Here is a 15,379-nt window from a genome sequence, read left to right as displayed (position 1 = left end):
GGTCTCCACGGTATAACTCGCGGAAATTTACGCCGCGTCGCGCAACCAGTTGCGCATCCACCTCGTCGCCGAGGTACCCGAACCGTCGACGCTGTAGTTGCGGTAATCGGTGTGGACCTGCGAGCGGTAGAACTGCTCGAGCTGCTCGGCGCGCTTCTCGTTGGCCGGATCACTCAGCTGGCTCTGCAGCAGCGGAATACCGCCGGACAACATCAGATCGTTGAAGATCGCGAGCGCTTCCTGCGTGTAGCGCGAGAACTGCGCTGGGCTCGGATCCGACGACTGCGCGAGGAAACCGGCGAAGCGGGTGACGAAATCGTCCTTGGGGGTCGAGCAGTACAGATCGCCGACCGCGCAGATCGTGCGAGTCTGCGAGCTGGCCAGACCGAAGCCGCCGATGCGGGGTCCGCCTGCGCCGCTGCCCGGCACGAACGGACCGACCAATGCGTCGGACTCGGAGCGGCGAGGGTCGGAGATCAAACCGACGGCAGCCAGCTTGGTCGGCGGAACGACGCCGAGACCGCTGCCGATCTCGGCCGCGAGATCACCCGCGGCGTCCGCACCCTGGCTGTAGCCGAGGAGCGCAATTCGGGTGTTGCCACACCGCTGAGCCATGGCCTGGATGAAGCCGCGGCCGTTGTCGGTCGCCTGCTTCTTGGAGCGTCCGTACACCTCGGACTCCCACGGGAAGGCCGTCGCCGCGTAGCTGACGTAGTCGACCTGCACGTTCGACGGCAGACCGTCGGTTGCGTCGGAGAGCATTCCCGGGCCGGGCACCCTACCGGTCGTCGTCTCCCAGGTTCCTGGAATGGCGACGACGTACAGGCTCGGGCAGGCCGGATCAGCTTGTGCGACAGCACCTCCCACCACACCACCTACCACGACGCCGGAGGCGGCGACAACCGCACCCAACAATGCTGCAATGATTTTCGAACGCATCTTTCCTAGCTCCCCGGAGTCCAGTACCTATTTCGTGATGACGGCGCCGATGCTGTCATGTTCGGATGTCGAATCGATGCACGATCGGTAAACGAAAGTTACCCGGTCTCACGAGATCGCGCCAAGCCCAACAGGTTCTAGGTGATCGAGGCCACCAATTTCTGCAGGTGAGAACTAATTTGCTCAGTGGTCCACCCGTGCGCTTCTGCGATGCCGCGACCGATCGTGTCGAGGTAGGCAGGCGCTGGTTCGGTGCTGACAACCGCCGACCTGCCGACCGAAGTCGTGAACGTGAGTAGTGGAACTCCGTCGTGGGTGCCCAGGTCGAGAAGCTTGTCGTAGACAGGAGGTTCCTGGGCGTGGACATCGTCGAACTGTTGGCTCGTCAGTAAGTACGCGCGTGCAGGCGTACTACCGTCCACGGTCGGGTCGTAGTACGCCCGACCGCCACCCCAGGTCTGGGATTCACCTGCGAAGAAGACGGTGCCGGGCAACGTGAGCGGCATGCTCGCTTGCGGCGCACTGCGGTCGCGAGCTCCGGCGTGCGACAGCAAACCGCCTGGCGGGCAACCTCCTTCGAGGTAACACGCCAGGCGATCGGCACACATATTCGAACCGTAGGACACGTACCAGACGGGCCTTCGGCCTCGTGCGTCCTTTGCGAGGCCCCGACCTCCGAAAAGACTCACGACCGGCGGAGCCGCCTCTACCGCTGCGGAGCTGCGGTCGGGAGGATCGGCGACGGCAGTGCAGTCTCGCCGCACAGGAACTTGTCGACCGCTGCCGCACATGCACGACCTTCGGCGATAGCCCAGACGATCAAGGACTGGCCACGTCCCATGTCACCGGCTACGAAGACGCCGTCGACGGTGGTTGCCCACTCCTTGGTTCGCGCCACGTTGCCACGATCGGTGTACTCGACACCGAGGCCGTCGAGGAGACCCGGCTTCTCGGGACCGACAAAGCCCATCGCAAGGAGGACCAGGTCGGCCTCGAGCGTGAAGTCGGAATCTTCGACCTTCTCGAAACGACCGGAGACCATCTTGACCTCGTGCGCCAGCAGGCCCGTGACCTTGCCGTTCTCACCGACGAACTGCTCGGTGTTGACGGAGAACACGCGCTCGCCACCCTCTTCGTGTGCCGAGGAAACCCGGTACATCAGGGGGTAGGTCGGCCACGGCGTCTGGTCGGCACGCTCTTCCGGCGGGCGCGGCATGATCTCGAACTGATGCACGCTCGCAGCACCCTGACGGTGCGACGTTCCGAGGCAGTCTGCACCGGTGTCGCCGCCGCCGATGATGACGACCTTCTTGCCACGTGCATGCAGCGGTGGCAGGCCGTCTTCGTCGGTGACGTCGTCGCCGAGCTGAACACGGTTGGCCCACGGCAGGAATTCCATCGCCTGATGGATGCCGTCGAGCTCACGGCCGGGGATCGGCAGATCACGTGCGGCGGTCGCGCCGCCTGCGAGGACAACCGCGTCGAACTGCGCCTGCAGGTCGGCTGCGGTGATGTCGACACCCACGTCGACGCCGGCCTTGAAGATGGTGCCTTCGGCTTCCATCTGGGCGAGGCGGCGATCGATGTGGCGCTTCTCCATCTTGAACTCGGGGATGCCGTAGCGCAGCAGACCACCGATGCGGTCGGCCCGCTCGAACACCGTCACCGTGTGTCCGGCACGCGTAAGCTGCTGTGCCGCAGCAAGTCCCGCAGGACCGGACCCGACGACCGCGATCTTCTTACCGGTCAGTCGTGTCGGGTAGACGGGCTGGACCCAACCTTCGTCGAAGGCGCGGTCGATGATCTCGACCTCGACCTGCTTGATGGTGACCGGATCCTGGTTGATGCCGAGAACGCAGGACGCCTCGCATGGCGCCGGACACAACCGCCCCGTGAATTCCGGGAAGTTGTTGGTCGCGTGCAAGCGGTCGATCGATTCGCGCCACCGGTCCTTGAAGACCAGGTCGTTCCACTCGGGAATCAGGTTTCCGAGCGGGCAACCGTTGTGGCAGAACGGAATACCGCAGTCCATGCAGCGGCTCGCCTGCGTGCGCAGGGTGTCTGTCGAGAAGTCTTCGTAGACTTCCTTCCAGTCCAACAGTCGCAAAGCAACAGGCCGACGAACGGGAGTCTCCCGCACGGTGTGCTTCAAAAATCCTTGGGGATCAGCCACGAGCGGCCTCCATTATGGCTTCGTCTACGTCCTTGCCGTTTTTCTCGGCTTCGGAGATCGCTAGCAGTACCTTCTTGTAGTCGCGTGGCATCACCTTGGCGAAGTGGTTCACCTGCTGCGACCAGTCGGCCAGAATGCGTTCCGCCACAGCCGAACCCGTCTCGTCACGATGACGAGCAACGATGTCGTGCAGCCAGGTGAAATCGTCACCGGACAGTTCGTCCAGATCGACCAACTCCGAATTCAGGTTCGCCTCGAACGTCGACTTCGGGTCGTAGATGTAGGCGACACCACCCGACATGCCTGCACCGAAGTTACGTCCGGTCTCGCCGAGGATGACGACCTTGCCACCGGTCATGTACTCGCACGCGTGGTCACCCACACCCTCGACGACCGCAGTCGCTCCCGAGTTACGCACAGCGAATCGCTCGCCCACGACACCGCGGATGAGTGCTTCACCGTTGGTTGCGCCGAACAGGATGACGTTGCCCGCGATGATGTTGTCCTCGGCGACGAACTCCGGCGGCGCGAACTTCGATGGCCGCACCACCAGGTGGCCGCCCGAAAGTCCCTTGCCGACATAGTCGTTCGCATCGCCGAACACCCGCAGGGTCATGCCGTTGGGCACGAATGCACCGAAGCTGTTGCCTGCGGACCCGGTGAACGTGATGTCGATCGTGTCGTCGGGGAGTCCGGCGCCACCGTAGGCCTTGGTCACCTCGTGGCCGAGCATGGTGCCGACGGTCCGGTTGACGTTGGTGATCTTCGATTCGAAGACCACCTTCTCCCCGCGATCGAGGGCAACCCGGCTCTGGACGATGAGCTGCTGATCGAGTGCCTTGTCGAGACCGTGATCCTGCGTACCCGTGTTGTACAGGTTCTGGTTCATAAACGCGGTTTCGACATTTTCGAGGATCGGCGACAGATCGAGCTTCGACGCCTTCCAGTGCTCCTTGGCCTTGGTGAGGTCGAGCAACTCGACCTGACCGACGGCTTCGTTGAGCGTCCGGAAGCCGAACTCCGCGAGGAATTCGCGGACCTCTTCGGCGATGAACATGAAGAAGTTCTCGACGAACTCGGGCTTACCCGCGAAACGCTTGCGCAGCACCGGGTTCTGCGTCGCAACACCGACCGGGCACGTGTCGAGATGACACACACGCATCATGATGCAGCCACTGACGACGAGCGGCGCGGTCGCGAAACCGAACTCCTCGCCACCGAGCAGTGCGGCGACCATGACGTCGCGACCGGTCTTGAGCTGTCCGTCGACCTGCACGACGATCCGGTCACGAAGACCGTTGAGCAGCAGCGTCTGCTGGGTTTCGGCGAGGCCGAGCTCCCACGGTGCGCCTGCGTGCTTCATCGAGGTCAACGGCGTTGCGCCGGTGCCGCCGTCGTGTCCGGAGATCAGGACGACGTCCGCGTGTGCCTTGGAGACACCCGCGGCGACAGTGCCGACACCGACCTCGGACACGAGTTTCACGTGAATCCGTGCACCGGGGTTGGCGTTCTTCAGATCGTGGATCAGCTGAGCGAGGTCCTCGATCGAGTAGATGTCGTGGTGCGGCGGCGGCGAGATCAGACCGACGCCGGGTGTGGAGTGCCGGACCTCGGCGACCCACGGGTACACCTTGTGCGCGGGCAGCTGGCCACCCTCGCCAGGCTTGGCACCCTGGGCCATCTTGATCTGGATGTCCGTGCAGTTGGTCAGGTAGTGCGACGTGACACCGAAGCGTCCCGACGCGACCTGCTTGATCGCACTGCGTCGCCAATCGCCGTTCTCGTCGGGCTCGAAGCGCGACACACTTTCGCCGCCCTCACCGGAGTTCGAACGACCGCCGAGGCGGTTCATCGCGATGGCGAGCGTCTCGTGCGCTTCGGCGGAGATCGAGCCGTAGCTCATCGCACCCGTCGAGAAGCGTTTGACGATCTCCGACGCGGGCTCGACTTCCTCGATCGGAATCGACTCGCGGGTCTCGGTCTTGAACCGGAACAACCCACGAAGCGACGCCAACTGCTCCGACTGATCGTCGACGAGCTGGGTGTACTCCTTGAAGATGTTGTACTGCCCGGTGCGGGTCGCGTGCTGGAGCTTGAACACCGTGTCCGGGTTGAACAGGTGATACTCGCCCTCGCGGCGCCACTGGTAGTCGCCGCCGGTCTCGAGTTCGCGGTGCGCGCGCTCCTGCCGGTTCTCGAGGAACGCCGTCGCATGCCGTGCCGCGATATCGGTGGCGATCTCATCGAGTCCGATGCCGCCGAGGTGGCTGCGGAGTCCGACGAAGTACTCGTCGACCAATTCCTGCGACAGTCCGATGACCTGGAACAGCTGTGCACCGGTGTACGACGCGACGGTGGAGATGCCCATCTTGGACATCACCTTCAGCACACCCTTGCCGGCAGCCTTGATGTAGTTGTTCACGTAGGTCTGGCGAGCAGACGATGCGGCTTCGCCCTTCGGCAGATCGATCGCTCCGCGATCCAGCATGTCTTCGATCGATTCGAACGCCATGTACGGGTTGATCGCAGCGGCGCCGAAGCCGACCAGCGTCGCCATGTGATGCACCTCGCGGGCGTCACCGGCCTCGATGATCAGACCGACCTTGGTGCGGGTCCGCTCGCGAACAAGATGGTGATGAACGGCGGAGGTCAGCAGCAGCGACGGGATCGGGGCCAGCTTCTCGTTCGACTCCCGGTCGGACAGCACGATGATGCGCGCGCCGCCGTCGATCGCTGCGGAGACCTGAGCCCGAATCGCCTCGAGGGAAGCGCGGAGCCCGTCGCCACCTTCGGCGACCGGGTACAGACCGCGGACGACAACCGAACGCAGACCTTCCTGCGTTCCGTCGTCGTTGATGTGGACCAGCTTCGACAGGTCGTCGTTGTGCAGGATCGGCTGCGGCAGCACGATCTGCTGACACGCTTCGGGTCCCGGGTTCAGGAGGTCGCCCTCGGGTCCGATCGTGCCGCCGAGGCTGGTGACGACCTCTTCGCGGATCGCGTCGAGCGGCGGGTTGGTGACCTGGGCGAACAATTGCTGGAAGTAGTCGAACAGCAGCCGTGGCCGCGTCGACAGCACTGCGACGGGAGTGTCGGTGCCCATCGAGCCGATTGCTTCGGCACCGGTCTTCGCCATCGGCGTGACCAGCAGGTTGAGTTCTTCGTTGGTGTAACCGAAGATCTGCTGGCGGATCAGCACGCGATCGTGGGACATGTGCACGTGCGGACGATCGGGCAGGTCGGCGAGTTCGGTCAGACCCTCGTCGAGCCACTGCTGGTACGGCTGCTCCGAGGCAAGCTGGGCCTTGATCTCGTCGTCGCTGACGATCCGGCCCTGCTCGGTGTCGACCAGGAACATACGACCCGGCTGCAGACGAACCTTCTTGATCACCTTCGCGGGATCGATGTCGAGAACGCCGACCTCGGACGCCATGACGACCAGACCGTCGTCGGTGACCCAGATCCGGCTCGGACGCAGACCGTTGCGGTCCAGCACAGCGCCGACGAGGGTGCCGTCGGTGAAGCAGACCGATGCCGGTCCGTCCCACGGCTCCATCAGCGAGGAGTGGTACTTGTAGAACGCGCGGCGAGCCGGGTCCATGCTCTCGTGACGTTCCCACGCTTCGGGGATCATCATCAGGACCGCGTGCGGCAAACTGCGCCCGCCGAGGTGCAGCAGTTCCAGCACCTCGTCGAACCGGGCGGTATCACTGGCGCCCGGCGTGCAGACGGGGAAGATCTTCTCGAGCGAGTCCTCGCCGAACACACTGGTCTCGATGAGTGCCTCGCGGGCACGCATCCAGTTCTCGTTGCCGGTGACGGTGTTGATTTCGCCGTTGTGGGCGACGCGGCGGAACGGGTGCGCGAGCGGCCACGACGGGAACGTGTTGGTGGAGAAGCGCGAGTGAACCAGGCCCAACGCGCTTTCGAGCCGATCGTCCTGCAGATCCAGGTAGAACGCCTTCAGCTGCGGCGTCGTCAACATGCCCTTGTAGACGAAGGTGCGTCCGGACAGGCTCGGGAAGTAGACGGTCTCACTGCCGGTGGCACCACGGCCTGCGCCGTCGGTACCGAGTTCGTGTTCGGCACGCTTACGGATGACGTAGGCACGGCGTTCGAGTTCCATGCCGGTGACAGGGGTGCGCGAACCAGGCTTGGGGCCGATGAAAACCTGCCGGAACGTCGGCATCGCGTCGCGGGCAAGGGCGCCGAGCGAGGATTCGTCGGTCGGCACTTCGCGCCAGCCGAGAACGGCCAGGCCTTCTTCGACGACGATCTGCTCGACACCGATGGCGGCCTTGGCCGCTTCTGCGCGGGCCTGCGGCAAGAACGCGATGCCCGTTGCGTAGGAACCTTCCGGCGGCAGCTCGAAGTCGAGGATCGCACGGAAGAACGTATCGGGGACCTGCAGCAGAATTCCTGCACCGTCACCGGTGTTGGGCTCTGCGCCTGCTGCGCCACGGTGCTCGAGGTTGACCAGGGCCGTGATGGCCTTGTCGACGATGTCTCGGCTGCGACGTCCATGCATATCGACGACAAACGCGACACCACACGAATCGTGCTCGTTCGCCGGGTCGTAGAGGCCTTGACGGCCTGGAGGTTGCTTCATACCTAGCCTTCGTATGGCATCGACGACCAGCGGCTCTGATGGTCATCCCAGTGCAGTTATGGCCCTGAGTTCTTCACGCAGGGGCAATGCGGGGTGTAGACACGCGTCACGCGCTCGACACCTCCGATCAGCTTTCGGCCGCTCGGATGCCGGACTACCTGATTCCGGCGTAAGAGGAAACGATAAGTCAGAACAGGGGCCCAGTACCAACTTAGGGCCGCCTTATTACCCGCGCGAGCTGGGGCTACTCGACGCGAGATCGCATTTTGTGCGACCCAGGGGCAAGTGTAATGCGCTATTGTCCCCGCTTCTTACCGTGACTTCGTAAGCAAGGACGTCGCGAGGTCGGAGATCAACGGTCGTGGGTCGAAATCCGGCGCAGGCATCGTCAATTGATGGAGGATCGCACCGTCCAGGTAATCCATCAAGATCACCGCGTGCGCGGCCGGGTCGTCGGACAACTCGCCGAGGAGTCCTTCCACCCACTCGACCAGGGCTCGGCGGGCAAGAAGAAGCGGCGCCTGCATCGATTCGGTCGTCGCCGATTCGAGCATCAGGGTGTAGCGCGCCGTCGTCCGGACCCTGTCCGCCTCGACGGAATGCAGTGCCCACGCTGTCGTGGCGTCTATCAACTCGCCGATCGATTGTGGCGTCGGTAACCGACTCAGGCGTTCCCAATCGACCTTGTCCCGCTCGACGAGGCGATCGACCACTCCGACGAGGAGCGCCTCGCGCGTACGGAAGTAATTGGAGGAGGTTCCGGTCGGAACGCCGGCAACATCGTCGACACCGCGATGGGTCAGCCCTTTGCTTCCTCGTGTGCCGAGGACTTCGATCGCTGCGTCGACGACGATCTCGCGCTTTGTTGCCATATCCGAAGACTACATAAGTAGTAGGGACGTAATTGCGACGGTGACCACCGACGACGCCTAAGGTGAGCACGGTGAACGATCGCCCCCACACGGCCGGTCGGCCCGCGACCTGGCGCGGAGTCGCATTGGCGATCGTGATTCTGTTGGTCGCCGCGACTGTCGCGGCGACCTGGCAGGCGCGGCAGCAGATCCGTGCAGCCCAGGATTCCCGACTCGCCTACGAGGCGACCCGGATCGACGACGCCCTGGAACAGCGGATGCGCGCGTACTCGCAAGTTCTCCTAGGCGGTTTTGCCTTGTTCCGCGGATCCAAAGCGGTCACGCTCGACGAATGGGTTGCGTACGTAGCTGCGCTCAACCTGTCCGAGCGGTATCCGGGCGTCAAATCGTTGTCGTTCGCCCCGGCGGTGCCCGCTGACCGACTCGATGCGTTCGTCGCGGACGTCCGACGCACACCGGTACCGCCCGAGTTTCCCGATCCGAAGGTGTTCACCGAGTTCACCCCGCGCTCCCCGACCGGTATCCCGTCGTCGCCGCCGGTGCACTCACCGATTCTGTATGTAGCGCCGACGACTCCGGAAAACGTCCGAGTGATCGGCGTCGACATGATGCAGGACCCCACGCGACGCGCTGCGATGGAGAAGGCCGCCTCGACCAACAGGACGACGCTGACCCCCAAGTTGCGGCTGGCCGGAGAGGTGGACGAGTCCGCCGGCTTCATCGTCTATCTCGCGGTCAAGCGGAAGGGCGAGCTGCTCGGCTGGCTCACCGCCGCATTCCGGGCGGAGGAATTTATGGGAGGACTGCTCGGCGACGCGCTGCCACCCATCGATTTCGACATCAAGGACGACGCGGGCAAGTTGCTCTATTCCACCGCAGGTGTCTATGCCGACGGCGCACCGCGCCCCTTGCCCGACTCCGACGGTCGGCCGTCCCTCACCAGGGCACAGAATCTGTCCGGGTATCCGTGGACGGTCCGCTACGTGGCCTCCACCACGTTTGCGACAACGGCGGACAAGGTGACGCCGTGGGCGACGGCAATCGCGGGTGGGGTCGTCACTCTGCTTGTTCTAGCGGTCACGCTCACCGGCGCTGGTTGGCGTCGCGAAGCTCTTCGTCTCGCGTCGCAGACCGAGGCTCTGCAGAAGTCGGAGGCCGCCGTTCGGCACCTCGCCACACACGATCCGTTGACCGGACTGCCGAACAGAATGCTGTTTCTCGAACGCCTCGAGTCGGCTTTGCAATCGACCGAGCCAACGGCCGGATTCACCCTTGCCTACGTGGATATCGACGGGTTCAAGGCTGTCAACGACACCTACGGTCACCGCGCCGGCGACGAGTTGCTGCAAGCCATCGCCGGACGTCTGCTTTCGCGGGTCCGCGATACCGACACCGTCGCGCGGATCGGCGGCGACGAGTTCGCGATTCTCATCGTCGACGACAAGTCCGGCAGCGATGTTGCGGACGTTGCCGGCGATATCGGCAACGACGTCGTGGCTCGGCTCGGCGAGCCGTACGCCCTGGAAGCGATCGGGGACGGCACGACCGTGTCGATAGGTGCGAGCGTCGGCATGGCGTTGTATCCGTACGACGGAAGCGTCGGCGACGACCTCGTCCATGCGGCCGATTCTGCGATGCTGCGAGCCAAACGCTCGGGCCGAGGACGCGCGGCGTTGGCAGGTTCGGAGCAGTTGCCGAGCTCACTCTGACGTCTTCACTACATCGGTAGTATTTCTACTACAAAAGTAGTATCCTGGTGTTCATGACCAGATCAGCAGCAATCATCGGCGGCGGCATCGGCGGACTCGCCACCGCCAACTATCTCCACCAGCACGGCTGGACCGTCGACGTCTTCGAACGCGCCGATGCACTGCCGACGTCGGGAACCGCTCTCGGCATGTGGCCGGAGGCGCTGACCGCACTCGACGGCATCGGGCACGGAGACGCCGTCCGCTCGATCGGAAGCCGGCAACAGCACGGCCAGTTCCGGCGCCCGGACGGGTCCGTCATCGCCGACATCACCACCAGCGAGGGCACGTCGGTACTGATATCCCGACCGCCGCTGCTCGCCACCCTGGCAAGCGGCCTACCCGATGGGGTCGTGAAGTTCTCGACCACGATCGAGTCCGTCGCCGACCTCGGCGGCTACGACGTGATCGTCGGAGCGGACGGAGTGAACAGCCGCGTCCGGACCGCGGTCGTCGGGCAGCGCGTCGATCCGATCTACGTCGGAGTGAGCGCATTGGTCGGTCGAGCTCCTGGCACGACGGATACCGTCGCCGAAACCTGGGGTGAGGGCAAGATCTTCGGTGTCTCGCCGCGCGACGGCAACCTGACGAACTGGTTCGCTGCCTATCGCGAGGATCCCGACGCCGAGCCGCCGACGGAACCTCTCGAATTTTTGAAGGAGAACTTCGGCCGCTGGCACGCCGACGTGACGGACGCACTCGGCCGTATAGACGCGACGTCGATCATCCACTACCGGATCAAGCGGATGCCGAAGTTGGGCTCCTACATCAACGGCAACGTGGTCCTGATCGGCGACGCCGCACATGCGATGCCGCCCAACCTCGGCCGCGGTGCCTGCGAAACGATCATCGACTCCATCGCGCTCGGGCGCGCACTCGACGAGCATGACGTCGAGAAGGGTCTGCGGCGGTACGACTCGGAGCGACGTAAGGCGACTCAGAAGCTGGTGACAGGCGCGACGTTGATGAATCACGTCGCCATGAGCACCCGCTTTACCGCGGCACGCGACGTTGCGCTGCGGATAGCGACGCGGTTTGCATGAGGCGCCCAAATTCAGCGCGCAGACAACCTCCAGCATGCGTCAAGTAGGTGTTTACGCGCACTAACAGGCACTGTGAAGCTGCCCACAAGACAGTTCGATGACTTCTGCCTCGGGATTGCACCTGTCACCCTGAGACAACCGCAGACGATGATTCGGAGTCACGAATGAGCAGACACAAGGCAACGCCCGAGCCTGGCTCGACAGTGCTCGGCAACTCGCTGACCTGGCTCGGAGGCGGGCACGTCGATAGCTCGAGCAGCGCACACGAGCGGTCGTCGTACGAGGTCGCAGGCTTGGTCGTCGTGCTGAACGCACTTCTAGCCTGGCTCGTCACGACCGTCGCCGTCGCCGCTTCGACAACCGTTTCCGTCTTCGCGATCATCCCTTTCACCCTTGTTGTCGGACTGCTGGTCGGCGCCCTGGCACGATCGCTCGCCAGCGGTCGCCAGACTCGGATGGTCGGCCTGATCGGCCGCGGCGTCGTCGCGCTTTTCATCGGCGTGATCCTCGGCGAACTCGCAGCTATCGCAATTTTCAGCGGCGCGGTCGACCGTGAACTCGACCAGCAGGCCGTCGAAAGAACCGCAACAGCTCCGGCAGTCGTGCAGTCCGCTGCCGCGCTCGACCAACTTCGTGACGAACGCCGCAACTTGGACAGCAACGTCGATGCCGCCCGTAACTACATGAACGAGGCGTACGTCCGAGCGCAGTGCGAATTCAACCCAGCACCGACCTGCCCGCCCGGCATCACCGGCGTCCCCGGCGTAGGCCCCGAGACGCGCACCGCCAACGAAATCTTCGTCGACGCCCGCGATGCGCTTGCACTGGCCGAATCCAATCGCGATCGTCAAGCCTCCTCGCTCGACACCGAAATCGCACAGAACGAGACAGCACTCTCCGCTGCCAAGGCCGCTGCGCCGTCCGACGTCGATCGTGGACTCAGCGGCCGCTGGACGGCGATGCACGACTACACCGCCGCCAACGTCGGCGCCTTGCTGCTACGCCTGCTGACCATCGCGTTCTTCGCGATCATGACGCTGCTCCCCCTGATCCTGAAGCTGTGGCGCGGCGAAACGACGCTCGACCGCCACTCCGCTGCCGACGAAGTTCGCCAACGCGCGGAACTCGAAGCCGACACCGAGATCGCCCTCAAACGCGCAGCGGTCCGCGCCGAGGCCGAAAAACTTTGGGCAGAACAGAAATTGACGTCGGCACGGTTCGCCGCAGAGGCCGAGACCGCCATCGAGCGCGAACAACAGCGCCGCCGCGTCGCCGCCGTGTACGACGATCAGCTCGACGCGCCGTACTCACGCAACGCACCACTCCCCTCGGCGTTCGATCGCCCGCTCGCGGCACTGCCCGTCGGGACGCCGATCGCGGACAGCATCGAGGCCGAGCTTGCCGAAGAGTCCGCGGCCGCAGCGCCTCTCGACTACGTGCCCGGACGCGAACCCGTCCGAAATCTGCCTGCGGTGCTACCGCCGGCAAAGCTCGAACCGAAGCGCGCCGAACCCGCAAAGCCGCCGTCGGTCGGACTGCCGAGCTTCAACCCGATTCCCGACATCACGCGTGCCGTCACCGGCATCGTCAAGCCGTTCGTTCCGCCGGTGCTCTCGCGGACGTTGTCGACCGCGAACCGCATCCGCACGTCGCGCTCGGTGTTCGAGGAGTTCGAAGAGATCAAGTTCTCGTTCTCCCGCAAGCGCACGGTCACCATGGACGAGCAGCAGCCCGAGCCGGAACCCCAGCAGCTCTACTCGGAGGCGCCCGAACAGGTTGCCGCCCAGACGAGCACGGCGCTTCCTCGCATCGTGACCCATCGAGTCGAGCAGCCTCGCCAGGACGCGCGCTACGGGATCGGCCAGCGTTCCTGGGATGCCGACCCGCTCGACGCCGGCTACCCGGAGGACTTCTCCCGCTCACTGAGCGGGCGGGACGGCGGTCGCCATCGCGAGTTGGTCGAGCGCGACGGTCCGGCGGCACTCGACGAACGTGAGGGTCCGCGCGAGTTGCATTAGGTTGTCGCGTGGCGAGGTCTGGACCGAGGAGCGAAACGGCGAAGCCGGAGCGACGAGGGAAGACATCGCCGAAAGGCGCACCAAACCCCGACCGAGCGAAGGCGAGGTCCAATGTCTTTGGCGCGAAGGCGAGGTCAAATGTCACTGCCCCTGCGGTAGCTTCGCACTCCCCTTCTTGGCGGGCTTGCCCGACGGCGGCGGAACCATTGGACCGATGTCGCCGTCGGGTGCGTCGTCGAGGTCGACCATGACGGGTGCGTGGTCGCTCGGGCCGGTTCCCTTGCGTGCCAGCCGGTCCACCCAGGCAGCCTTGACCCGATCTGCGACCGCCCCGGAAGCCAACTGCAGGTCGATCCGCATACCGAGGTCTTTGTGGAACATGCCCGCGCGGTAGTCCCAGTAGGTGAAGACGCGCTCGTTCGGCCAGCGTTCCCTGACGACGTCGCGTAGGCCGAGGGCGTGCAGGTCGGCGAGTGCTTGCCGCTCGGGTGCGGTGACGTGGGTTTGCCCGATGTAGGCCTCGGGATCGAAGAGGTCGGCGTCGGCGGGCGCGATGTTGATGTCACCACACACCAGTACGTCGGTCGGTCCCTTTTCGACGACGTCACGCAGGGTCGCGAGCCAGGCGAGTTTGTATTTGTAATGGTCCGAGTCGGGGGTCCGGCCGTTGGGCACATAGAGCGAGTGCACTCGGATGCCGCCGCACGTTGCGGAGACGGCGCGCGCCTCTGGGTGCGGAAAGCCGGGCGCACCGGGTAGACCGACTACGACGTCGTCGAGTCCGACCTTCGACAGGATCGCGACACCGTTCCACTGCAGTTCGCCGTTGAGTGCAACTTCGTAGCCTCGACCTGCGAGTTCGTCGCCGAGCAGCGCCGTGAACGCGTCGTCGGCAAGTTTCGTTTCCTGCAGACACACGACGTCGGGTTTGCGTTGATCGAGCCACGGGAGCAGGCGCGGGACGCGCTGTTTGACCGAGTTCACATTCCAGGTAGCAATTCGCACAGCCTCAACGGTAGTGGGAAGTTTTCGGCCGGCAAGATCGTTAGCACTGCATACAACAGGCGGACCCGCATGGTTTCTGGGATCATCACGTCGGAAGAAGGGGGTCGGAATGTCGAACACGACGTTCACGAAGTTTGTCGCGCTCGGCGATTCGTTCACCGAGGGCGTCGGCGATCTGTCGCCGGAGAGTCCGAACGGGGTGCTCGGCTGGGCCGATCGGACCGCGTACGAACTTGCGCGCACGATGCCGGACCTCGGCTACGCGAACCTCGCTATTCGTGGGCACGTCTTGGCCCAAGTCATCGACGCGCAGCTGGAACCGGCGTTGGCCATGCAGCCCGACCTCGTCGCCATTTCTGCCGGCGGCAACGACATCCTGCGACCGAGCGTGGACCTCGATTCGTTGATGGAGCGCTACGACTCGACGATCGCCAAGCTCGCCGGCACGGGCGCTCGGGTCATCGTGTTCACAACCTTCGACGGTTCCTTCGACGCGCTGTACAAGCGGCTGCGTGGTCGAGCGGCGACGTACAACGAATACCTGCGTGGGATCGCGGACGACCACGGTGCCGAGATCGTCGATTTCTGGCGGATGAAGGATTTTTCGGATCGGCGGATGTGGTCCACGGATCGGTTGCACCTCAACGAGATCGGTCATACCCGGATGGCGGCCGAGGTGCTCGACGTGATCGGTGTTCCACATGACCTGCGGCCACCCCCGTTTCCGCCTCTGACCGAACGGACTCGCGGCGAGATTCGGCGTGAAGATCTCGAGTGGACGCGCGACACGCTCATTCCATGGATCGGACGCCGAATCCGAGGCGTCTCGACCGGCGACGGCCTGCCCGCGAAGTACGCGGACCTGTTCCCAGCGATGCAGTTGCCGGTCGGACAGCGCGAACTCCGAACCGAGCAGGCGACTGCGTCAGCTGGGTGAATCCCGGTGTTGACGTAAGATCGGAATCGGTGTTC

The 15,379-nt window shown here is 64.4% G+C and carries 10 protein-coding genes; 4 read left to right on the top strand and 6 right to left on the bottom strand.

Annotation, left to right across the window (positions count from 1 at the left end):
• Positions 1 to 27 precede the first annotated feature (27 nt).
• From ACHIRB_RS04820 to ACHIRB_RS04800, 5 genes are all read right to left on the bottom strand, one after another.
• The gene (locus tag ACHIRB_RS04820; protein WP_395125150.1) at positions 28 to 939 is read right to left on the bottom strand and encodes a cutinase family protein; all 912 of its coding nucleotides are present in this window, start codon (positions 937 to 939) and stop codon (positions 28 to 30) included.
• A gap of 137 nt (positions 940 to 1,076) precedes the next feature.
• Entirely contained in the window at positions 1,077 to 1,547 is a 471-nt protein-coding gene (locus ACHIRB_RS04815) for a hypothetical protein (protein WP_395117544.1), read from the bottom strand.
• Between the two features lie 98 nt (positions 1,548 to 1,645).
• Positions 1,646 to 3,112 carry a glutamate synthase subunit beta gene (locus tag ACHIRB_RS04810; protein WP_395125151.1) on the bottom strand — a complete coding sequence of 489 codons (1,467 nt, stop codon included), beginning with the start codon at positions 3,110 to 3,112 and terminating at the stop codon, positions 1,646 to 1,648.
• On the bottom strand, positions 3,105 to 7,721 hold the full coding sequence (gene gltB / locus ACHIRB_RS04805; protein ID WP_395117540.1) for a glutamate synthase large subunit: 4,617 nt from the start codon (positions 7,719 to 7,721) through the stop codon (positions 3,105 to 3,107). The genes ACHIRB_RS04810 and gltB overlap by 8 nt, the downstream gene beginning before the upstream one ends.
• A 311-nt stretch (positions 7,722 to 8,032) precedes the next feature.
• Positions 8,033 to 8,593, bottom strand: coding sequence for a TetR/AcrR family transcriptional regulator (locus ACHIRB_RS04800; protein ID WP_395117534.1), 561 nt, complete (start codon positions 8,591 to 8,593; stop codon positions 8,033 to 8,035).
• Between the two features lie 71 nt (positions 8,594 to 8,664).
• On the opposite strand from ACHIRB_RS04800, the gene ACHIRB_RS04795 reads away from it, so the two are divergent.
• The 3 genes from ACHIRB_RS04795 to ACHIRB_RS04785 all read left to right on the top strand — a co-directional run bounded on the left by ACHIRB_RS04795 (position 8,665) and on the right by ACHIRB_RS04785 (position 13,402).
• Positions 8,665 to 10,302, top strand: coding sequence for a CHASE domain-containing protein (locus ACHIRB_RS04795; protein ID WP_395125152.1), 1,638 nt, complete (start codon positions 8,665 to 8,667; stop codon positions 10,300 to 10,302).
• Between the two features lie 53 nt (positions 10,303 to 10,355).
• A complete protein-coding gene (locus ACHIRB_RS04790) occupies positions 10,356 to 11,384 on the top strand; it encodes an FAD-dependent oxidoreductase (RefSeq protein WP_395125153.1) in 1,029 nt (342 codons plus the stop codon).
• A gap of 164 nt (positions 11,385 to 11,548) precedes the next feature.
• Positions 11,549 to 13,402, top strand: coding sequence for a DUF4407 domain-containing protein (locus tag ACHIRB_RS04785; RefSeq protein ID WP_395125154.1), 1,854 nt, complete (start codon positions 11,549 to 11,551; stop codon positions 13,400 to 13,402).
• Between the two features lie 141 nt (positions 13,403 to 13,543).
• Here the strand turns inward: ACHIRB_RS04785 and ACHIRB_RS04780 are convergent, their stop codons facing one another.
• A complete protein-coding gene (locus ACHIRB_RS04780; protein ID WP_395125155.1) occupies positions 13,544 to 14,407 on the bottom strand; it encodes an exodeoxyribonuclease III in 864 nt (287 codons plus the stop codon).
• A 109-nt stretch (positions 14,408 to 14,516) separates the two neighbouring features.
• Here ACHIRB_RS04780 and ACHIRB_RS04775 point away from each other — a divergent pair, with 109 nt between their 5' ends.
• A complete protein-coding gene (locus ACHIRB_RS04775; protein WP_395125156.1) occupies positions 14,517 to 15,344 on the top strand; it encodes an SGNH/GDSL hydrolase family protein in 828 nt (275 codons plus the stop codon).
• Positions 15,345 to 15,379 lie beyond the last annotated feature (35 nt).

Source organism: Antrihabitans spumae, from assembly GCF_043944905.1.
Classification (GTDB): Bacteria; Actinomycetota; Actinomycetes; order Mycobacteriales; family Mycobacteriaceae; genus Antrihabitans; species Antrihabitans spumae.
The sequence above is the reverse complement of the archived record's forward strand: the minus strand, read 5'-3'. Positions and strand labels throughout refer to the sequence as shown.

Excerpts from the sequence above, each read along its gene's own strand:
- gltB (WP_395117540.1), bottom strand. The coding sequence starts at position 7,721 with ATGAAGCAACCTCCAGGCCGTCAAGGCCTCTACGACCCGGCGAACGAG.
- ACHIRB_RS04820 (WP_395125150.1), bottom strand. The coding sequence starts at position 939 with ATGCGTTCGAAAATCATTGCAGCATTGTTGGGTGCGGTTGTCGCCGCC.
- ACHIRB_RS04815 (WP_395117544.1), bottom strand. The coding sequence starts at position 1,547 with ATGTGTGCCGATCGCCTGGCGTGTTACCTCGAAGGAGGTTGCCCGCCA.
- ACHIRB_RS04790 (WP_395125153.1), top strand. The coding sequence starts at position 10,356 with ATGACCAGATCAGCAGCAATCATCGGCGGCGGCATCGGCGGACTCGCC.
- ACHIRB_RS04800 (WP_395117534.1), bottom strand. The coding sequence starts at position 8,593 with ATGGCAACAAAGCGCGAGATCGTCGTCGACGCAGCGATCGAAGTCCTC.
- ACHIRB_RS04775 (WP_395125156.1), top strand. The coding sequence starts at position 14,517 with ATGTCGAACACGACGTTCACGAAGTTTGTCGCGCTCGGCGATTCGTTC.
- ACHIRB_RS04785 (WP_395125154.1), top strand. The coding sequence starts at position 11,549 with ATGAGCAGACACAAGGCAACGCCCGAGCCTGGCTCGACAGTGCTCGGC.